This is a genomic window from Veillonella magna, from assembly GCF_959600285.1.
GTDB classification, from domain to species: domain Bacteria; phylum Bacillota; class Negativicutes; order Veillonellales; family Veillonellaceae; genus Veillonella_A; species Veillonella_A magna.
This window is the reverse complement of the sequence record NZ_CAUGKU010000013.1, coordinates 1-19,481: the sequence shown is the minus strand read 5'-3', so window position 1 is coordinate 19,481 and position 19,481 is coordinate 1. Positions and strand designations below refer to the sequence as shown.

The window sequence follows — 19,481 nt, the reverse complement described above, 5'->3', positions numbered from 1 at the left end:
ACGTTGATTAAAAGTAAGACGCCAAAAATCCGTAAGGAGAACAGACGGTATAAACGGCCTAGTGGCGATGTATTAAAGTGAAAGGAGGGCCTGTGTGGCTAATGATAAATTAACACCGAAACAAGAAAAATTCTGTGTAGAATATCTAGTTGATTTAAATGCTACGCAGGCGGCTATTAGGGCAGGATACAGTGAAAAAACGGCGGAAGCAACAGCAAGTAGGCTGTTAAGAAATGTTAAGGTTCAAACCCGGATTCAAGAGTTGCGATCTGAATACTTTACGAAGGCGATAGCGTCTGCTGCCGAAGTGGAAGCGTTTCTATCGAAGACAATCCGTGGCGACTTGGAAGAAGAAGTGATTGTTGTCGAAGGCTCGGGGGAAGGCTATAGCGAGGCGCGTATTGTAAAGAAGCAAGTAAGCGCCCGCGACCGTATCAAGGCGGCCGAGTTAATGGGCAAGCGTCACCAGCTCTTTACAGAAAAAGTCAAAGTTGACAGCATTGTGCCTGTAGTAATAAAAGGGGAGGATGACCTTGAGCCATAGAATAATCTCCTTGCCGGAAATCGTGGGCAAAGGATATCGCGATTTTTGGCTATTCAAAGGACGCTATCGGGTTGTTAAAGGTAGTCGTGCGAGCAAGAAGTCGGCTACAACGGCACTTAATCTTATTTTTAACATCATTAAGTACCCGGAAGCAAATGTATTAGTTGTGCGTAAAACATTTAGAACGTTAAAGGATAGCTGCTACGCACAGTTACGCTGGGCAATGCGCCGGCTAGGTGTAGAAGCATGGTTTGATTGCAAGCTATCGCCATTGGAGATTGCCTACAAGCCCACGGGGCAAAAGATATTTTTTCGCGGTTTAGATGACCCATTGAAAATTACATCCATTGCGGTTGATGTTGGTGTACTGTGTTTCGTGTGGATTGAAGAAGCGTACGAAATCATGAATGAAGCAGATTTTGATATGCTTGACGAATCGATTCGTGGTCAGTCACCTCCGGGATTGTATAAGCAATTTACGCTCTCGCTGAATCCATGGAACGAGGGACATTGGATAAAGAAGCGCTTTTTCGATAACCCTGATGAGGATACGTTGGCGATTACAACTAATTACATGTGCAATGAATTTCTTGATGAAAGCGACTTGAAAGTTTTTGAGCGTATGAAGGAAATAAATCCAAAGCGCTACAAGGTAGCAGGCCTAGGGGAATGGGGCGTTGTTGACGGATTAGTATACGAAAATTGGAATATCAGAGAATTTAATGTGAATGACATCTCTAAACAAGAGGGCGTTCGGTCTGTGTTTGGCCTTGATTTTGGTTTTACTAATGACCCGACCGCCCTTTTTTGCGGCCTAATTGACGTGGGGAAAAAGAAGCTGTATGTATTCGATGAGATATATCAAAGAGGTCTTATTAATGACGAAATAGCGCAGAAGATTACAGACATGGGGTATGCAAAGGAACGGATAGTGGCGGATAGTGCTGAGCCTAAATCTATCGCAGAAATTCGCCGAAAAGGCATCCGGCGAATGCGCCCGTCTCGCAAAGGACAGGACAGCGTCCGGGCAGGTATTCAGTTTGTACAAGGCTTTGAAATTATCATTCATCCGCAATGTGTGAACTTCATTACTGAAATTCAAAATTATCAATGGGACGAAGATACTACAGGCAAGAAACTAAACGTCCCTATAGATGATTTTAATCATCTAATGGATGCGATGCGCTACGCTGTTGAAGAATATACACGCCGCGAAAGGAGGTGACATAGTTGAATTTAGAAGCAGCAAAGAAGCTCATTAAAAAACATATACAGGGGCACGAAGGATTTACACGGCAAGCTATAGAGGCAGACAGGTATTATCGCGTGAAGAATGATATCCTCACAGCGCCAGGTCAGGATAAACGACGACGCAAACTCGAGGGAGAGAAAGAAAACCCTCTGCGCACAGCGGATAATCGAGTAGCGAATGCCTTCTACCCATTGCTAGTAGACCAAAAAGTGGCATATATGTTTACCGCCCCTCCGCTGTTTGATGTCAAAGACGATGTGCTGAATCAGTACATTGCAGAAACGCTCGGAGATATGTATACCAAAAACGCCCAAGAGCTATGCGTGAGAGCGTGTAATGCCGGAAGGGCATGGGTGCATTACTGGATTGATGATAACAACACATTCCGCTGGGCGGTTGTTCCATCGGAGCAGATTATCTCAATTCATGATCCATCAATAGCTCATGAAGTAAAGGCGGTTCTCCGGACGTATAAGGATATTGACGATGACAGCGGCGAAACGTATACCGTGTACGAGTACTGGACTGATACGGAGTGTGAAGTGTTTCGTACGCGGAGCGGAGACCTTGACCTACTAGAGTATGCTCCGGTGTTTGAGTTAATTGACAATGGAGAGTCAAAGCAAACGAGTGTGTACAAGCATAATATGGGAGCAGTCCCCTTTGTTGAGTTCAGAAACAACAGCATAGAGTCAAGTGACTTGTCGCGCGTAAAAAAATTGATTGATGCGTACGACAAAGTGTACAGCGGATTTCTTAATGACCTCGAAGATGTGCAAGAGGTCATTTTTATTTTGACTAACTACACAGGGCAAGACACCTTCGAGTTTCTAAACGATTTGAAGTTCAAGAAAACAGTCCAGATCGACAGCATGGGCGCAGACGATCGCAGCGGGGTATCGACGCTGACAATAGATATTCCGGTCGAAGCGAGGAAAGAAATGCTAGATACGACTCGTAAAGCCATCTTTGACCACGGGCAAGGCGTTGATCCAACGCAGCAGGGCCTCGATGGTACAAGCGGTGAGGCGATGAAGTTTCTCTATTCGTTACTTGAGCTAAAGGCGGGAATGACAGAAACGGAGTTCCGGCTCGGATTTAATCGGCTGATACGCGCAATATGTCATTCAAAAGGCAGAGACGATATCGGAACGATTACACAGACGTGGACACGGACGAGCATCCGCAATGATGCCGAATTGGTTGCTATGTGCAGCCAATCGATGGGTGTTGTTAGCCGCAAGACAATCTTAAAAAATCATCCCTTTGTCGATAATGCAGAGGATGAGGAAAAAGAGCTGCAAGCTGAAGAAGAGCAAGACTCTATGTATCCTGATGGCGTGGGTCAGAAAACCACGGTAAAAACTGAAGAAGGAGACAAGAATGACACTTGATGAACTATTAGCGAAATTAGGCATCGCAGATGAAAAAAAGGCGAATGCTACGGCAGAAATCAATTCGTTTCTAAAAGGTCAGTATGTACCTGTAGCGCGCTTTAATGAGGTCAGCGAGGAGAAAAAGAAACTCACCGAAACGGTGACGGAGCGGGATAAGCAGCTTACGGAGCTTCAGAAAGCGGGTGGTGATACAGATGCGCTGAAGGAACAGATTAATAAACTGCAAGAAGCTAACAAAGCAGCCTCTAAGAAGTTCGAAGAGGATATGAAAGCTTTGAAAGTAGATAATGCCATCCGCTTAGCCGTATCCGGTGATGCACAGGATGTAGATATCGTCGCCGGCTTAATTAATCGTCAAACAATCGTCCTCGGTGACGACGGTAAACTCACCGGATTGCAGGAACAGCTGGAAACCTTGAAGAAAGAAAAAGCGTTTTTGTTCAAAGCGAAAGAGGAACCTAAGTCAGCAGGCTATACACCTAAGGGTGGTGCAGGCCCGGCGACAAAGAATCCGTTCGCTAAAGAGACGTTTAATCTTACTGAACAGGGCAGACTGTTCAGAGAAAACCCAGAACAGGCCCGGCAGTTAGCAGCTGAAGCGGGCGTAGTAATTTAATTGTTAGGAGGGAATTAATATGGGAGAGACTACTATTAGTGACGTAATTGTGCCAGAGTTTTTTGATAAATATAGCATCAAACGAACTATGGAACTTTCTGCTTTATACAATAGCGGTATTGTAGTTAATTCAAAGAAATTTGATGAATTAGCTTCGGAAGCGGCACCGACGCACAACATGCCGTTCTTTGAAGACTTGTCCGGCCGTGCACAAAATATGCTTGAAGGACAAGAAGTAGCTGCGAATAAAATCACGTCGAATAAAGATGTGTCTACAACTATTCGTCGATTCACTATGCATGCTGCGACGAATCTTTCAGCAGCGCTCGCAGGAACGGACCCAATGGCGGCTATCGGTGATTTAGTGGCAGGCTATTGGGCCCGTCAAATGCAGCTTGAGCTAATTTCTATACTCAAAGGTGTATTTGCTTCAACGAGCATGAAGGATCATGTGCTGGACATTTCCGGGATGACTGGCAAGGCGGCCAATATCGGCGCTGAAAGTTTCATTGATGCTTTACAGCTGCTTGGAGACGCACAAGGTCAGCTTACAGGCGTGGTAATGCACAGCGCCACAAAATCGTATTTGAAGAAGCGCAACTTAATCGATACACAACGCGACTCTACAGACGTTGAATTCGATACCTATCAAGGTCGCCGGGTTATTGTGGATGATGGGTGCCCTGTTGATGGGGATGTATATACTACATATCTGTTCGGTAGTGGCGCAATAGCATTAGGTAATGGTTCCCCGGTAGGACACAAGCCTTCAGAAATTGCGCGTGATCCAAAGATTGGCGCCGGCATTGATTACCTCATTACGCGTCGAGTTTTCATCTTACACCCACGAGGAATTGCATGGCAGAATGCTAAGCGAGCAAATGTTGAATCGGTTTCGCCTGAGGAACTTGAAGATAAAACAAATTGGAAGCGTGTATACGAACCAAAGGACATTCGCATGGTTGCTTTCAAGCACAAAATCAATCAGGCGGACGCAACGTTATAACGGAGGTAGCCTATGACGGCGGAAGAGTATTGGCAGCATCGTAATATCGAACGTGAGGCGGCGGCTCGAAAGTTGTCTGAACAGACGATAGAAAAAGAACTGTCACGGCTGTACCGCCGTTCATTACGTGCTATTCAGAAAGAGATTGATGCGCTATATGGGCGATTTAGTGCGCAAAATGGTGTATCTATCTCTGAGGCTCGTAAACTTATCGCCAGCGATGAATTCCAAGATTGGCGAATGGATATCTCGGATTATGTGTCAGAGATAGAACGAACCGGTGACAGTAAACTGTTATTAGAACTTAATACGCTCGCTATGCGCAGTCGGATTAACCGGCTCGACGAATTGCACAGCGTAGTACTGCGAGAGGTGGATAAGCTGGCTCGCAAGCAAAGTACAACGATGGATATATTTCTTGGTAGTCAATACAAAGAAGGTTTTCTTCAATCGGCCTTCGATATTAGAAAGTACGTACCGAACGTGCCTGTACATCTCTCTAATGACGATGTGAAAGCCGCGTTACGCACACAGTGGTCAGGCAAAAATTACAGCGAGCGTATCTGGGGCAACGCGGATAAACTTGCTAGTGTACTAAAGCAGGAAGTGGTTAACGGTTTACACCGTGGAACTGATGTGCGGACTATGGCTCGTAATGTAGCTAAGCGAATGAATGTAGCATACAAAAATGCCATCCGGCTTGTCCGGACGGAGCATAACTACATTCAGAATAAAGCTCATATCGATAGCATCAAAGATGCCGGTATGAAGTACTTTAAATTCGTGGCCACACTTGATAAGAAGACTTCTGCGCAATGTAGAGACCATGACGGCAAGATATATCCTATTGATGAGGTGGTGCAAGGGCTGAATGCTCCACCGCTTCATCCGCATTGCCGGTCAGTTATTGTTAGTTCTCGCAAGAGCTATAATTACCGGAAGGGGAAACGCATTGCGAAAGATGCCAATGGTGGTACAATCTATGTACCTAACGATATGGTATATGAAGATTGGAAGGCCGTGTATATTGACAAGACGAAGACGCTGGACGAATGGAAAGCGGAACGTACAATTACCGCTAAGCAGCCGAAGAATACGGGGCCTAAGATTAAACCGACAAAATCGGATGCACCTAATCCTTACCTTGCAGACAGACAATACCTTAACTCCCACCAGTACCGTAAGCAGTTCGATATGCTAGGGTTGCCCAAAGACGCTACTAAAGCACTTTATAAAGAAGCAATGCTTTGCTTAGCACTTACTAATGGCAAGAATCAGGAGCGAACAGCGCTTATTGATATTACACAAGGCACTGTTGTGGGAACGGCTATGGGAAATGAAAATGCGAATGAAGTTGGGATTAGGGTCCCAGTAGAATACCTGACACGAAAAGATTCTTTAATTATTGTACATAATCACCCAAATAACACTGGCTTTTCGAGAGCTGACATACGGGCATATTTGGCAAGGCCGTTCGTTAATACGGCAGTTGTTGTCACCGGGGTGGGTGATATATATGTCATTAGCAATATCAATCGCAATGGAGATGTTGATATGCTCTTTGAAAAGCTTTATAATGAAAGAAACAAGGACGGGCTAATAGAACATCAGGTTGAAGGCGTCTTAGATCAGTTGGCCAAGAAAGGAGCAATCCGGTATGTCAAAAAAGAAAAAACAGTTAAATACTGATAACGGTGAATTGTTTATTATTGATGATACCGAGTTTGCCACGGAGGAGTTTAAACAAGCTTTGTCTAATCCACGCCCTCGTGATTTAGAAGAGGAAGAACGATGGGCAAACAGTGAAGCTGTGAAAAAGATATTTAAAGAGTTCGGATATTAACCGCCTAGGCTATACAGGCGGTTTTTTCATATCCATTTTTAGGAGGTGATTCAATGACGACATATATTAGCTATGACGATGCAGTGACGCAAATATGCAATATGCTAATTGAGGTTAGTCCGGATTATGATACCCCGCGTATGCGGTTGTCTGTGCAAAGCTTTGTGAAGAAGGTACTTGACTATTGCCATCGTGATGATTTCCCAGATACGCTACTGTATACAGCGTTAGACTTTGTAATGAAGAACATTGAGCGAGAGGTAATCGCTAAGGATGCGCCAGTAAAGGCGATTCAGGAAAAGGACAACCGTATTGAATTTGCGGTGAATAGTACGCCTATATATGGCCTTACTGAAGATGAAGAGTTTAAATTGTTACGTCCAACACTGAATCTGTACCGGAGGCTGGCACGATGATTGATACTGCTAACTATCGCCGGTATTTCGCTGATTACTTTTGGAAAGACTCTGCGACGGTATCTCGTGCCGGTGATGGATATGATGATATTGGGGCGCTGGCTTACGAGAATAAAATTGTCTATGAGAATGTTCCGTGTCACTTAGCGATACAATCAGCAAATGCATTGACGGCTACTGATACACCGCGAGCTTTGACAGCGGCAACGGAGTTGGTATTGTGCTTGTCCCCTGCATATGATATTATTGCCGGCGATACTGTCACGGTAACAACGCATACCGGGCAACGATATGAACTATTCGCTGCTGATGGGTTCAAGTATGGGACACATCAAGAGGTGCGCTTAACAAAGGAAGGTGATGCAGATGCCGTTTCACTTTGAAGGAGATGAGGCATTTTTAGACAAACTCGATCGTATTCGGAAAGCAGGACCGGAAAAAATTGATACCTGCGTTAAGCAGATGGCTGAAGATGTCAAAAGCGATACGATGGAGCTTACTCCGGTCGATACGGGGCAATTGCGTGAGGACTGGAAACAGTCAGATGTTATTCATGGTCGGTGCGAAGTATATAACGAGACACACTATGTAAGACATGTTGAATATGGGCATCGTAAGCGAGGGGGCAAGGGGGTAGTCAAAGGGCGCAAGATGTTACATACGGCCATGGACAATTTCAAAGACGAATACCCTGAGCGTATAGCCAAGGTGATAGGGGACATATTAAATGCTTAGCTTACGTGCTATTCAGAGAGCATTTGTACAGAAGCTCTCCAAACTTAAATATGATGTTAGCTTCGATGAAGTGATACAGGCCGATAGGCCTTTTTTTTATATCGATTTGAGTATACGGTCTAAGTCGTTTGATGACGTATATTTCGACAGATATATCCAGGTTGATATTATGTTTACACCGCCGAAGAGAAATGGGCGGATACAAACTAAAGAACTCTACCTAATGGCTGATGAGCTAGAAAAGCTCATACGGCCTATTTTTTATGTCGAGGATAGAGCGATTACCATCATGGAGGCAGAACAAACCATCGTCGATGGTATATTGCACTATATGTTTGACTTAGATTTCACTGATGCCTTCACAGATGAAGAGCAAGAACAGATTACATATGAGCTCATGAGGGAGCTTGACGTGACAATTAATTATGTAGGAGGTAATGAGGATGGCAAATGAAAAAGAGCTGTTTGGCATGCCGGAGATTTTCATCAATTTTCGGACTAAGGGCACTACGGCAATAAAGCGGTCGGCGCGAGGCATTGTACTAATGATTCTCCACAATGAAACTGTTGATGAAATCAAACGGTATCGCATTAATGATGTAGCAGATATTCCCGAAAAAGGGATTTCGGAGGGTAATGTGGACTTGATTAAAAAGACGCTGCTGGGGACACCGCTTCGTATTCTGCTCTATACGGTGCCTACCACGGAAGTTGAAAGTGCAGAGAACACGTTAGCCGATGTATTAAAACTTATTGATACTATTAAATTTAACTGGTTATGCGCGCCAAATGCGACCGAACAAGAAGCACAAGATATTGCGTCCTGGATTAAAACACAACGTAATATTAAGCGCAAAACATTCAAGGCTGTATTGGCACATCAAGCAGCGGACGACAAGGGCATTGTTAATTTCTGTGCTGAGGACATTAAGGTACAAAATGGGAAAAGTGAAGATGGCACTCCGGTGTACAAAACATATACAGCTACGGAATACACAGGTCGTATTGCCGGTATTTTAGCGGGGCTGCCTCTTGACCGCAGCGCAACCTATTATAAGTTGACGGAGGTTGTGTCGGCACGCCAGCACGAGGACATTAATATGCTCATCGACAAGGGCGAGCTACATCTCATCGATGAGGAAGACGGTGACGGTGTTAAAATTGCGCGTGCCGGCAACTCGCTTACTACATTTACGACAGATGTTGGTGAGAAATTCCGCAAAATCAAAATTGTGGAAGGCGTAGATATGGTTACGGATGACCTACGCGATACGTTCAAGAAGTACTATGCGGGGAAATGCATTAATGATTATGATCATAAAATGTTATTCTGCGCTGCCGCGATGGTATACTTTGACGGGCTGAAAGGGAATATTCTTGATAAAGACGGTAAGAATACTATCGATATTGATGAGAAATTCCAGCGGAATTATGCGATTCTCGACGGTGCGAATGTAGAGGAAATGAGTGCGATGGAAATTCGTAAGTACAATACCGGCGACAAGGTGTGCTTGACTGGTAACTTAGTATTTGTTGACGCAATGGAAAATCTGACGATCGATTTCACAATGTAATAGGAGGTAACGGCATATGGGAAGAGATGCACAGGATATTAAATATCGCGGTCGCCGACGGTGGAACGGTAACCACGGGCGTGTATGGTGGGATGGCGAGTTATTGTTTGAAATTTCTAAATTTGAAGCGAAAGTGACGGCAGAACGCGAGGATGTTTACATCGGTAATTCCATCGACAGCAAAATTACCGGACTCAAAGGGGAAGGGACGCTTACGATTCGCAGCGTCATCAACCGGAACATCAATGCGTATCTGGAAGAATGGAAAGCGGGCCGCGATCCACGGGCGACGCTCGTAGGGTTATTAGCAGACCCGGACGCAGTAGGTGGACAAAACGAACGTATTTCTCTAGACAATGTATGGTTTAACGAATTATTATTGCTTGCTTTTGAAAAAGGCAAAGTAGTGGAAAAAGAGTTTTCTTTTGGCTTCACGCCGGAAGATGCACAATTCATTGAATTTGTTGAATAATGTTGGAGGTATATAGACATGGCAGTAAGTGTACAAGATTTAATCGCAAAAAAAGAATCTATTGAAGCTAAGAAAAAACAGACCTATGATTTTGATACATCTATCGGGACCGTGACGGCAACAATGCCGTCACTCTCCTTCATGGCAGAAATGAGCACAATGGATGATACATCTGAAGCAGAACAATTCCTTGTTTTAAGCATGATAACAGCACCTAACTTAAAAGATAAAGAGCTTCAACAAGCGTATGAATGTGTAGAGCCTATCGACATTGTGCGTAAATTGTTCTTACCCGGCGAAATCGGTGAGCTAACGAAAGCAATTTTAAGAACTGCCGGTTTTGGCAAAGGCATTGAAGCAAAACTCCATGATGAACTAAAAAACTAATAGAGGATGACTGGGAGGCGGCGACAGCCGCCTTTTTAATTGAACGCGGTCATCCTGTGGACTATTTTTTTAGCTTATCAACTACAGATAAGCTGTTTTGTCATGCCGCTATGGAAGCGGCACGCGACCGGGAAGCACAGCAGATAAAATATGCATCATGGGGCTTATACGAAAAGAAAGGAGTGTAATCTATGGCAGAAGAGCAGCGACTGAGTGCCGTTATTGAGCTTAAAGATAATATGAGTGCTAACATCAACAAGATGTCTACAAACTTTGAGCAATTCATTAAGCGTACGTCAGCACTGGATCCAATCCTGCATAAAACGGACACGGCAACGAAACGTACCGGTCGTGCCTTTGATGAGCTCGGCGTAAAAGTAGGCAAGGCAAAATCGTCATTGGGCGGCCTGCGCAGTGTATACAGTACCTCGTTACGTGCTAAAGATTACGCTACTACTACGATTCGTAATGTTACGGCAAAAGCTAAAGCCTTCAGCAGTAAGGTGTATACAGCCACCGTGTCCATGCGAGATGCGACGGCTCCGACGATGGGAAAGGTAAAAAGCAGGCTTTCCGAAACGGCTGCCGGTTTGACTATGGGCGTGCCTATGCAAATGCTTGGTATGGCTGGTGTTGGGCTTGGCGTATCGAGTGCAATTAGCACGTTTAAAGACTTCGAAGCGCAGATGAAACGAGTGCAAGGAATTTCCGGTGCATCGACAGATGATTTTAAACGATTAACTGCCGCGGCTCGGCAAGCCGGAGCTACGACGCAATTTAGCGCCACGGAATCAGCAAAGGCACTGGAATATATGGCTATGGCCGGATGGAAGACAAACGAATCTATCGGTGCCCTTCCGGGCGTATTGAGTTTGGCAGCTGCCTCCGGGGAGGATTTGGCGTTAGTGTCGGACATTGTGACCGATGCTATGACAGCGTTTCATATGCAGGCATCTCAGGCGGGCGACTTTGCGGATGTATTGACAGTAGCTGCTACGAGCAGCAATACAAACGTTGGGAAAATGGGCTATACCTTTAAGTATGTAGCACCGTTAGCTGGAGCGCTAGGCTATAGTGTACAAGACGTAGCTGTCGGGATTGGAGCCATGGCAGATGCAGGTATTAAAGGTGAGCAAGCCGGTACGTCGTTACGTTCTTTACTTACCAATTTAGCTGCGCCGACGAAAACATCAAGTGCGGCTATGGATATGTTGGGCATATCTATGAAAGATTCTTCCGGCAAGATGAAGTCGTTTAGAACGTTGCTCACAGATTTGCGAACATCCTTTAGAGGGCTTGATAAAGAGCAAAAAGCACAGTATGCATCTATGCTGGCCGGGCAAGAAGGGATGAGTGGACTCATTGCCATCGTTGATAAAGATGAAGCGGCATTCAATCGATTAGCGAAAGCTATTGATGAGGCAAAAGGGCGCTCTGATGAAGTCGCTAAAATCATGAATGATAACCTTGCAGGTGATTTGAAATCGTTTGGTTCTAAGTGGGATGAATTTATGCTGACGTTGTTCTACGGTCGTGATGACAATGGACCGGGGGCGCAGCTGAGAAATATTGTGAAGGAAGCAAACAGTGTAATAGACGAAGTCACACAATCGATTAAAAACGGTGGAGGCATTGGCGATGCACTCTATACATTATTATCGCGTGTAGTCGGCGATACAATGAAAGCATTGTACGAATTTGACGGTTCACTAGGCACGTGGATAGCAACGATTGGGGCTACGGCTGTTACATATAAAGCGGGAAAAGCGTTGTGGAAAATGGGGCAAACGGGATACCGGGCCTACGATTGGCTCAAAGGAACGCCTAAAAAGAAACAACAGCTTCCTAGGAGCGGTTCGCAAGGGATACCTGGCATCGGTGATATGACCGTTAATGCCGCAACGGTATATGTCAACGGTAGTGTAGTGCCCGGTACAGATAGTGGCGTAGGCCCTGATGGGACAAAAACAAAGGGCAAGCCTTCAATTCCACGAGAATCACCAATTCCAACAAAACCACGCAGTCGTTGGCGTGCAGGGTTTGACGCTACGAAGAAGGTTGGCGGTTACGCATTAAAACCGGTTAAGGCTGTAGCTAAGCGTGTAGGCTGGCTGCCAGTGATCACAGGCGCGTATCAAATTGCTACGGCTCAACCTGGGCAACGGATGCAGGCTACAGCGAATGTAGCTGGCGGTCTAGCAGGCGCTTGGGTTGGTGGTAAAGCCGGTGCCGCTATCGGCGGTGCTGTCGGCAGCGCGTTTGGCGGCGTGGGTGCCATTCCCGGTGCCGCCATTGGCGGGGTCTTAGGTAGCATCGGCGGCTACATGGGTGGTGAAGCACTCATGGAAAATTGGGGAACGGTCACGGACTGGATTAGTAATAAAACTAAGGAAGCCGGCGATAAGGCTGTAGAAAACTATCGGCAATCACAGTCGGAACTCAGCAGTATTACCGAGGAGACAAACTCTAAAGAGGCGCAGATGGCAGACCTCCGGGCACAGGCTTGGAAAGGTGCTTGGGAAAGTGTTAAATCTGCGTGGGGCGAATGCCAAGGATGGTTTGATGTGAATGTGTGGCAGCCGCTTGTATCAGCAGTAAATAGTGCAAAAGAATCAATTATATCTGCGTTCAGTGATGCGGTGGCGGGGGCTAAGGCGGTTTGGCAAGGAATTACTGGGTGGTTTGAAGAAAACATCATCGGCCCGCTGCGGTCTAAATTTAATACCTTGAGCACGCTGGCCTCGGGAATTTCGATGCCTTCTGAAATTGGAGGCAGTGGAGGAAGTCTATTAGAGGGGACGTATAGTTTTTTTAGTAGTGAAAAACCTCCAAAAAGAAATGCTCTAGGGACAATGTACTTTACGGGTGGCTTGACGACAATCAATGAACACGGCGAAGAGTTAATAGACTTAGCCGGGGGCACTAGGATATACCCTGCTGGGCAAACAAAGCGGATTATTCAAGATGAAGTAAGGTCTTCGGTAATTAAATCGCCGGAGACATCTGATTTAGTTACGCAAGATGTGAGGGCATTTACTCCGATTCATCTTAGTGATGATGCAGCTCGACATATTGAGGCCGTTAAGCCGCTTCTTCAGCCGGAGCAAATACCTGTGCTGCAAGTGCCAAGTGGACCGGTACAGCGCAGTAAAGGCGATATAAAACTTTCTATTAGCGGAAATACATTTATAATTCGCGAAAAGGCAGACATTGATGAAGTAGTGTATAAACTATATCGATTGATTGCTGAAGGTGCTGGTAATTTCGGAGGTGAAGTTTCTGTATGAAGTTAGGCTCTGTATTAAATATTCTCTCTATTGTTCTTGGAGCCCCTTCACGACGTGGTGAAACAATAGTGTTAAGTTGCGGCGGTGAGCGTTTAGCATTTCCTGTGACGCCACATCAGATTGACAGCACGATGGGGCAGAATAATCGCACAGTGAATATCGCGGCTAGAGGAGAGGCTCTCATTTTTGGATTACCTAAGCTGCAGACGGTGTCTTTCGAATCATTCTTTCCACATCCGGACCATGAGTACCCTTTTGTCGTCGGTGACTATAAACAGCCAACGGAATGCGTTCAACTATTGAAAAAATGGAAAGAGTTGCGGCAGCCGGTGCGGGTGATTATTCCGTCGCTCGATATTAACCTCATGATGGCTATTCAAGAATTCAATCCTTCAAAACGGGACAACACGGGAGATATCTATTACAGTCTGCAACTAGCGGAATATCCTGAGCTTGTTACTCCGTCGGCAAATAATCCTAATCAGGTCAATAGAACTACTGGGCTTCGAGGCCGACCGGATGCAGGAGTGCGAGGTACACAGGCAACGATGGTTACAAAAGCCGCGGACGTGCTCGATGTGGCCAAGAAGGCGTATGGAAAGTATCAACACTGGCGCCGAGTTGCGGAGTCGAATAACCTTAAAACGCTGGCTATTAATAATGCGGACAAATTACGAAAGCTGGTGATTAAAGAGTGATTATCAAGCACAAAGGCAACGACTTATCAGGGCTGGTAGAAAAAAGTACATGGAGCGGTTCCCGGTTGCAGGTGGCTCGCAAATTAATATTTGAGTATGTATTTGATCCCCGGGACATGAATGTACCTCAGTATGTCATGAACTTAGGAGAAACGGTACAAGGGTTCTCTGAGACGGATTCTGCTAAGCCTGTCTTTCAAGGAAATATTTATAAAATTGAACGGGCAACGCAGGCCGGCAAAATTACTGTAACGGCGTATGATAATTTATTTATCCTTACAAAATCGAAGAGCACACGGAAGTTTACAAATATGACAGCCGAGGATATCGCCTCGGCTGTTTGTGCTGAGATGGGAATAAAAGTTGGCAGCCTTGCAAAGACAGGCGTAAAAATGACGTTTGTGGCGGCGGATAAAACAGGCTATCAAATGATTATGATGGCTTACACGCAGGCGTCGAAGAAAAATAAGAAAAAATATCATCCTGTGATGAATATTGATAAGCTTGACGTGGTCGAAAAAGGTACGCTCATAGGCGATTTCGAAGCAAATCAATTTGTTAACGAAGAGGACTCGACATACTCCGAATCAATAGAGAATATGATTAATACTGTTAAAGTTACAGACGAGCAAGGCAACCTCAAAAGTTACGAACGGAACGCGGAATGGGTGTCGAAGTATTCAATGATTATGGCGACGTATAAGAGCAATCCAAACAGAAATGCGCAAGAGGAAGTCAAGGCACTAATGAAGGGGCCTGAACGTACAGGAACAATTGACTTGCTCGGAGATTATCGGGTTGTATCATCGTATTCAATTAAGATCATTGATATGATTGCGCAGCTCACAGGTCAATTTTACGTGAAATCGGATACGCATACTTTCGAAAACGGGCAGCATACTATGCGCTTAGAAATTGAATTCGAGAATACCATGAATGAAGAAAAAGGAGGCGATGATGATGGCAGACGCAAATAAAATACCTGCTGCAGAGCATAGTGCAGCAGGTATTGTAGAAGTTATGCATGAAGTAGCGAAGTCGAATGTCCCTCAAGGCACTATGATTGGTATCGTTACCAATCCGCCGCCGCTTCTTGTTGTGCATTGCAACGATATTGATATCACGCACGAACAAATTTATTGTAATGACTACTGGCTCGTCGGGCATGATCGAACAGCTAAGGGACATATTGTATCTGCCACGCAGAATCGCGCCGGCGGTGGAGGCTATGCGGAGTACGCCAGTCACAATCATGATATTCACAACGATTATACTGACACAATTATCATGACAGATACATTAGAAGTCGGTGATCTTGTTTCTGTTACACCTATCACGGGACAAACTGAACAGATGTATCTCATCGGCCAAAAGGTGGTGAGGTTATGAGTGTTGAATTTCCCTTTACCGGCGGGGTCAGTGTCCTTGCAGAACAAGAACTGCCTCCTTTTCGTGAATATGCATGGGACTTTGAAAATGATTGCTTTATCTACGACGACGCAGGGAAACGCATCATAGTAGAAGGTGATGAGGCGCTCAAAATATGGGTGTACAAAGCGCTCAAGACAGAGCGGTATGAGTACTTAGCATATTCGTGGCAGTACGGCATTGAGTTAAAGCCCTTTATCGGCAAGGTCATGGGGGTATATGAACGTTACAGCGAATTGAAGCGGGTAATTATTGAGTGCCTCATGGTTAACCCGTATATACGAAGCGTTGATAGTGTTGACTTTCAAACAGATGGTGACTATACGCATTGTGATATCGCATTAACAACGGTATATGGGGAGGTGAACATAAATGTATAAAGCGCGTGACGAGCAAGAAATTTTACAGGAACTACAGCAGCTTAGCAAATCAACAGTGAGCAAAATAGAGGGTACATTTGAAAATGATGTATTCGCATCTAACGCTATTGAATTTGGCAAGACCGAAGTCGAGCTAGAACAGCTATATCAGGCTGCCTTTGCGGATACAGCGTGGGGTGAGTACTTAACAATGAGAGCTGCGGAGGCGGGCGTTTTTCGAAAAGAGGCTGTGCAGGCAGTGGGAACGGTTACTGTGACAGGAAACGGAGAGTTACCAGCAGGATCTCGCTTTGCAACAGAATCCGGCGTCATATTTGAAACAACAGAGCCGGCTTTGATTAAGAATACAGCATCTGTACCTGTTCATGCTGCTGTTGCAGGCATTGGAGGCAATGTGATGCCAGGAACAATCACTGAAATCCCTGCATCTATTCCCGGCATTTCCGGGGTGACAAATGAATCTGCAACAGTAAATGGTTACGATGCAGAGGCTGATGCGGCATTGCTTGCAAGATATTTGTTACATGTTCGGACGCCGGGGACAACAGGTAATGCAACGCATTACCTCGAATGGGCGCTGTCTGTACCGGGCGTAGGGTCGGCAAAAATCATCCCAACGTGGGATGGGCCAAACACGGTTAAGGTCATTATAGTTGATGCGAATCGTGATGCCGCATCGGAAGAATTGCTGAGTAGTGTAGCAGAATACATTGAATCTGTTAGGCCAATCGGCGCGCGGGTTACTATAGTCTCGGCGAGGAAGAAGGCAATAGATATTTCAGTCAAAATCACAGGGCGTGCAGACAAGGCAAGCGTAGAATCGTCTATTATGGAGTATTTTAAAAATATTACGACGACATATGTAAGTGCGGCTAAAATCGGGGACATTATATTTCATACCGTAGGGGTTGATGATTATACTGCCCTTACACTCAACGGCGAGCAAGGCAACCTTGAATTAGCGGCGGATGAATTGCCGGTATTAGGGGCGGTGACGCTACGATGATATTCGAATTGTTGCGGACGCATAAAGTAGATGTCCTTCGATATCTGCCTAAATTTTTAGCAAATGATGGGACTTTTAAAGATGTCCAGGATGCGCTTTCAACTGAACATGAGAACTTACGACTGACGATCATTGATATTGCTCGTCAGTTTTTTGTTGAAACGGCCACATGGGGACTCGCAGACTGGGAGCGTATATACGACTTGCCTTCTATCGGAGGAGTAGCAGAACGCAGGGCGGCATTGCTTCGAAAAATTCGGGCAAGGGACACTATAACAAAGTCACGGATGCAGGCACTCGTTGATAGCATTGTTTGGACGCATGATGCAACTATTGTAGAGAATGTGGCGCCTGGGGTGTTCAGAATCGATATGGAGACAATCATAGCATTAGAAGAATTGAGGGCAGCAGTTAACTTCTATAAGCCGGCGCATCTGACGTACGTTATTGCGCACTCTTTTTTAGTAAAGGGTGATCTATATGTAGGCGGATCCGTTTCTGAGTTAGATATTGAAACTATCAACCCCGCGGTGGACGAAGACATAAATATAGACACGGCCACACTGTATTTTGGTGGTGCTATTAGTGTGTTTGAGATTAGTTACATAGGAGGAAATAATGAGTCAATATGATGCTATCTACCCGACAATCCGGGGGAGAGCAATGCTTACGCAAGCACTGCGCGAACAAAAAGCACTGATTTTCACCCGCGCTGAATGGGGTGACGGTGTAAAAAAAGAAAATCAGCCTTCGGATCTGTTCGAAGGGCTAATTCACAAGGTCATAGAGAGCGGTTTCACAAAAAAAGAGCAGGATGGTAATGTCCTTTTTTTGACAACTGTATATGATAACAGCAAGTTAAATGAAGGCTTCTATGTTCGTGAAGTTGGGGTTTATGCCAAGGTAGGGGAAGATGGGCAAGAATATCTATATGCTTATACGTACGCTAATATCGCATCGTACACCCCGCCCTCGAAACAGTACAACGAAAAACGGCTGAAGATTGGGCTTGCTGTCGATAAAGCTGCGAAAATAGAAATTAAATTTAATTCTCAGCAGTATGCGACTAGGGAAGAGTTAGACCTTCATAATGCAGATGCTGCAGCACATGCTGCTGCTTTTCTCATCCATAACAAAGATACTAATGCGCACAAAGTGCTGTTCGATAAATTCGTCAAAGACGTAAAAATTAAAAGCAAAGCAGAGAACTCCTTTACCGTCACAAAGGGCGATAATTCAACAACGACAGTAACAATTAATAATGTTGAGCACGCTAGCAATGCAGACACTGCAGGCGTGGCTAATGCTGTGAAGGCGCGCTATGACGGACAAATTAAATATGACTTGTCTAATCGCCCAGCGAATGCAGACACGTCTATTTTGTATAACTGGGCTGCGGCAGATAGGACACGGCGGATACAAGAGTATGCGTTCTACGACGGCACAGGAAGCGGGACTCTGTCGGTGTTAAAGGCAAAATGGCTCACTGGCGATGTGAAAGGTAACGCTGACACATCAAGTGTGTCTAATTCAATAGCTATCACGAGAGGCAATGAGATTGTACTTACAGGCACACCAAATAACCAAGAGCAAGTTTGGCTCGGCTATCGGAGCGAGGGTTACACGGGTTCCCCTGTGAAAAAATGGAAATTTGGTGATTTAAAGCTTGGGCTTGCGGCGGTTGAAGCTAAAGAGTTTATCGGGCCAGCAACGGTATTAAAAGGAATCTACACACAAAATGGAGGCAAGCAGCCGCTCGGATACTTTGGACGTAATACCGTCGGTGCGCTAATGTCGAATGAATCCGTCATGGGGGATACTTCATACAAGAATTGGCTGTACATGGATCATTACGATGGCAGCGACGCAGGTGGAGCAACGGCATTTGGCATTAGTCGTACAGGAACTCGCGCATTTATTGCGCGTTCTAATTCCGACAGAGGGCCAATTGTTGATAGCGCTGAACTACTGACTACAAAGGGTGGTCACATTGTGTCGGGCAGTATGACATTTAACGGAACGGTGACAACTAAGAGTGGTATCATTATTCCTACACGAAGTCGGGGCGACAATACAACATATGCGGCTTCTACAGCTTTCGTGCAAGATGCTATTAATGCATTAATCAACGGCTCACCTGGTGCGCTGGACACCTTGAAAGAATTGGCGGCGGCATTGGGAAATGATGCTAATTTTGCCTCGACAATCGCTAAGCAGCTAGGATTGAAGGCCCCGTTAGCCTCGCCAAGTTTCACGGGTACCGTAACAGGGCCAACTCCGTCGTCAAGTGCAAATAATACACAGTTTGCTACGACAGCGTGGGTGCTTAGCCGAATTAGCGCACTGGCAACAGGCCCGATCATTGGTGATGTTTCGTCGGCTAATGGATGGTGGATAAAGATTCCTTGCGTTGGATTTAACCTACTTATCCAAGGGGGAA

General features: G+C 45.4%; 23 protein-coding genes. All 23 read left to right on the top strand.

The genetic code is table 11. The features are described 5' to 3' along the window. Nucleotides 1–94: 94 nt before the first annotated feature. A complete protein-coding gene (locus tag Q5873_RS07985; protein WP_303060310.1) occupies nucleotides 95–544 on the top strand; it encodes a terminase small subunit in 450 nt (149 codons plus the stop codon). Further along, on the top strand, nucleotides 534–1,769 hold the full coding sequence (locus tag Q5873_RS07980) for a PBSX family phage terminase large subunit (RefSeq protein WP_303060308.1): 1,236 nt from the start codon (nucleotides 534–536) through the stop codon (nucleotides 1,767–1,769). Before Q5873_RS07985 ends, Q5873_RS07980 begins: the two co-directional genes overlap by 11 nt. Before the next feature lie 5 nt (nucleotides 1,770–1,774). Beyond that, nucleotides 1,775–3,190, top strand: a complete 1,416-nt coding sequence (locus Q5873_RS07975) for a phage portal protein (protein ID WP_303060306.1) — start codon at nucleotides 1,775–1,777, stop codon at nucleotides 3,188–3,190. Further along, a complete protein-coding gene (locus Q5873_RS07970) occupies nucleotides 3,180–3,809 on the top strand; it encodes a phage scaffolding protein (RefSeq protein ID WP_303060305.1) in 630 nt (209 codons plus the stop codon). Before Q5873_RS07975 ends, Q5873_RS07970 begins: the two co-directional genes overlap by 11 nt. 88 nt (nucleotides 3,810–3,897) lie before the next feature. Next, nucleotides 3,898–4,815, top strand: a complete 918-nt coding sequence (locus Q5873_RS07965) for a major capsid protein (protein ID WP_303060303.1) — start codon at nucleotides 3,898–3,900, stop codon at nucleotides 4,813–4,815. Nucleotides 4,816–4,827: 12 nt separating this feature from the next. After that, complete coding sequence (locus Q5873_RS07960; protein WP_303060301.1) at nucleotides 4,828–6,504, top strand: minor capsid protein; 1,677 nt, start codon at nucleotides 4,828–4,830, stop codon at nucleotides 6,502–6,504. Then, nucleotides 6,473–6,658, top strand: coding sequence for a hypothetical protein (locus tag Q5873_RS07955; RefSeq protein WP_303060299.1), 186 nt, complete (start codon nucleotides 6,473–6,475; stop codon nucleotides 6,656–6,658). The genes Q5873_RS07960 and Q5873_RS07955 overlap by 32 nt, the downstream gene beginning before the upstream one ends. Before the next feature lie 53 nt (nucleotides 6,659–6,711). Continuing rightward, entirely contained in the window at nucleotides 6,712–7,074 is a 363-nt protein-coding gene (locus Q5873_RS07950) for an HAD family hydrolase (protein WP_303060297.1), read from the top strand. Further along, nucleotides 7,071–7,457: a hypothetical protein gene (locus Q5873_RS07945; protein WP_303060296.1), complete on the top strand. Its 387-nt coding sequence runs from the start codon at nucleotides 7,071–7,073 to the stop codon at nucleotides 7,455–7,457. Before Q5873_RS07950 ends, Q5873_RS07945 begins: the two co-directional genes overlap by 4 nt. Next, a complete protein-coding gene (locus tag Q5873_RS07940) occupies nucleotides 7,441–7,809 on the top strand; it encodes an HK97 gp10 family phage protein (RefSeq protein ID WP_303060294.1) in 369 nt (122 codons plus the stop codon). Before Q5873_RS07945 ends, Q5873_RS07940 begins: the two co-directional genes overlap by 17 nt. After that, complete coding sequence (locus Q5873_RS07935) at nucleotides 7,802–8,263, top strand: phage tail terminator family protein (protein ID WP_303060292.1); 462 nt, start codon at nucleotides 7,802–7,804, stop codon at nucleotides 8,261–8,263. Before Q5873_RS07940 ends, Q5873_RS07935 begins: the two co-directional genes overlap by 8 nt. Continuing rightward, nucleotides 8,253–9,383 (top strand): phage tail sheath subtilisin-like domain-containing protein, encoded by a 1,131-nt coding sequence (locus Q5873_RS07930; protein WP_303060290.1) that lies wholly within the window; start codon nucleotides 8,253–8,255, stop codon nucleotides 9,381–9,383. Before Q5873_RS07935 ends, Q5873_RS07930 begins: the two co-directional genes overlap by 11 nt. A gap of 16 nt (nucleotides 9,384–9,399) precedes the next feature. Further along, nucleotides 9,400–9,855, top strand: a complete 456-nt coding sequence (locus Q5873_RS07925) for a phage tail tube protein (RefSeq protein WP_303060288.1) — start codon at nucleotides 9,400–9,402, stop codon at nucleotides 9,853–9,855. A gap of 18 nt (nucleotides 9,856–9,873) precedes the next feature. Continuing rightward, nucleotides 9,874–10,242: a phage tail assembly chaperone gene (locus tag Q5873_RS07920; RefSeq protein WP_303060287.1), complete on the top strand. Its 369-nt coding sequence runs from the start codon at nucleotides 9,874–9,876 to the stop codon at nucleotides 10,240–10,242. A gap of 56 nt (nucleotides 10,243–10,298) precedes the next feature. Further along, nucleotides 10,299–10,430 (top strand): hypothetical protein, encoded by a 132-nt coding sequence (locus Q5873_RS07915; protein WP_303060285.1) that lies wholly within the window; start codon nucleotides 10,299–10,301, stop codon nucleotides 10,428–10,430. 3 nt (nucleotides 10,431–10,433) lie between these two features. Beyond that, nucleotides 10,434–13,529, top strand: coding sequence for a phage tail tape measure protein (locus Q5873_RS07910; RefSeq protein ID WP_303060283.1), 3,096 nt, complete (start codon nucleotides 10,434–10,436; stop codon nucleotides 13,527–13,529). After that, a complete protein-coding gene (locus tag Q5873_RS07905) occupies nucleotides 13,526–14,227 on the top strand; it encodes a hypothetical protein (protein ID WP_303060281.1) in 702 nt (233 codons plus the stop codon). Before Q5873_RS07910 ends, Q5873_RS07905 begins: the two co-directional genes overlap by 4 nt. Beyond that, the gene (locus tag Q5873_RS07900; RefSeq protein WP_303060279.1) at nucleotides 14,224–15,204 is read left to right on the top strand and encodes an XkdQ/YqbQ family protein; all 981 of its coding nucleotides are present in this window, start codon (nucleotides 14,224–14,226) and stop codon (nucleotides 15,202–15,204) included. Before Q5873_RS07905 ends, Q5873_RS07900 begins: the two co-directional genes overlap by 4 nt. After that, entirely contained in the window at nucleotides 15,188–15,616 is a 429-nt protein-coding gene (locus tag Q5873_RS07895) for a DUF2577 family protein (protein WP_303060277.1), read from the top strand. The genes Q5873_RS07900 and Q5873_RS07895 overlap by 17 nt, the downstream gene beginning before the upstream one ends. Then, complete coding sequence (locus Q5873_RS07890; RefSeq protein WP_303060276.1) at nucleotides 15,613–16,035, top strand: DUF2634 domain-containing protein; 423 nt, start codon at nucleotides 15,613–15,615, stop codon at nucleotides 16,033–16,035. The genes Q5873_RS07895 and Q5873_RS07890 overlap by 4 nt, the downstream gene beginning before the upstream one ends. After that, a complete protein-coding gene (locus Q5873_RS07885; protein ID WP_303060274.1) occupies nucleotides 16,028–17,041 on the top strand; it encodes a baseplate J/gp47 family protein in 1,014 nt (337 codons plus the stop codon). Before Q5873_RS07890 ends, Q5873_RS07885 begins: the two co-directional genes overlap by 8 nt. Continuing rightward, on the top strand, nucleotides 17,038–17,673 hold the full coding sequence (locus tag Q5873_RS07880) for a putative phage tail protein (RefSeq protein ID WP_303060272.1): 636 nt from the start codon (nucleotides 17,038–17,040) through the stop codon (nucleotides 17,671–17,673). Before Q5873_RS07885 ends, Q5873_RS07880 begins: the two co-directional genes overlap by 4 nt. After that, nucleotides 17,660–19,481 (top strand): hypothetical protein (locus Q5873_RS07875; protein ID WP_303060270.1); only part of this gene is annotated, 1,822 nt, incomplete at its 3' end. The genes Q5873_RS07880 and Q5873_RS07875, both read left to right, overlap by 14 nt.

Coding starts and splice junctions, on each gene's coding strand:
- Q5873_RS07880 (WP_303060272.1), top strand. CDS start 17,038: ATGATATTCGAATTGTTGCGGACGCATAAAGTAGATGTCCTTCGATAT.
- Q5873_RS07905 (WP_303060281.1), top strand. CDS start 13,526: ATGAAGTTAGGCTCTGTATTAAATATTCTCTCTATTGTTCTTGGAGCC.
- Q5873_RS07965 (WP_303060303.1), top strand. CDS start 3,898: ATGGAACTTTCTGCTTTATACAATAGCGGTATTGTAGTTAATTCAAAG.
- Q5873_RS07960 (WP_303060301.1), top strand. CDS start 4,828: ATGACGGCGGAAGAGTATTGGCAGCATCGTAATATCGAACGTGAGGCG.
- Q5873_RS07890 (WP_303060276.1), top strand. CDS start 15,613: ATGAGTGTTGAATTTCCCTTTACCGGCGGGGTCAGTGTCCTTGCAGAA.
- Q5873_RS07885 (WP_303060274.1), top strand. CDS start 16,028: ATGTATAAAGCGCGTGACGAGCAAGAAATTTTACAGGAACTACAGCAG.
- Q5873_RS07970 (WP_303060305.1), top strand. CDS start 3,180: ATGACACTTGATGAACTATTAGCGAAATTAGGCATCGCAGATGAAAAA.
- Q5873_RS07895 (WP_303060277.1), top strand. CDS start 15,188: ATGGCAGACGCAAATAAAATACCTGCTGCAGAGCATAGTGCAGCAGGT.
- Q5873_RS07935 (WP_303060292.1), top strand. CDS start 7,802: ATGCTTAGCTTACGTGCTATTCAGAGAGCATTTGTACAGAAGCTCTCC.
- Q5873_RS07945 (WP_303060296.1), top strand. CDS start 7,071: ATGATTGATACTGCTAACTATCGCCGGTATTTCGCTGATTACTTTTGG.
- Q5873_RS07920 (WP_303060287.1), top strand. CDS start 9,874: ATGGCAGTAAGTGTACAAGATTTAATCGCAAAAAAAGAATCTATTGAA.
- Q5873_RS07950 (WP_303060297.1), top strand. CDS start 6,712: ATGACGACATATATTAGCTATGACGATGCAGTGACGCAAATATGCAAT.
- Q5873_RS07910 (WP_303060283.1), top strand. CDS start 10,434: ATGGCAGAAGAGCAGCGACTGAGTGCCGTTATTGAGCTTAAAGATAAT.
- Q5873_RS07955 (WP_303060299.1), top strand. CDS start 6,473: ATGTCAAAAAAGAAAAAACAGTTAAATACTGATAACGGTGAATTGTTT.
- Q5873_RS07940 (WP_303060294.1), top strand. CDS start 7,441: ATGCCGTTTCACTTTGAAGGAGATGAGGCATTTTTAGACAAACTCGAT.
- Q5873_RS07925 (WP_303060288.1), top strand. CDS start 9,400: ATGGGAAGAGATGCACAGGATATTAAATATCGCGGTCGCCGACGGTGG.
- Q5873_RS07930 (WP_303060290.1), top strand. CDS start 8,253: ATGGCAAATGAAAAAGAGCTGTTTGGCATGCCGGAGATTTTCATCAAT.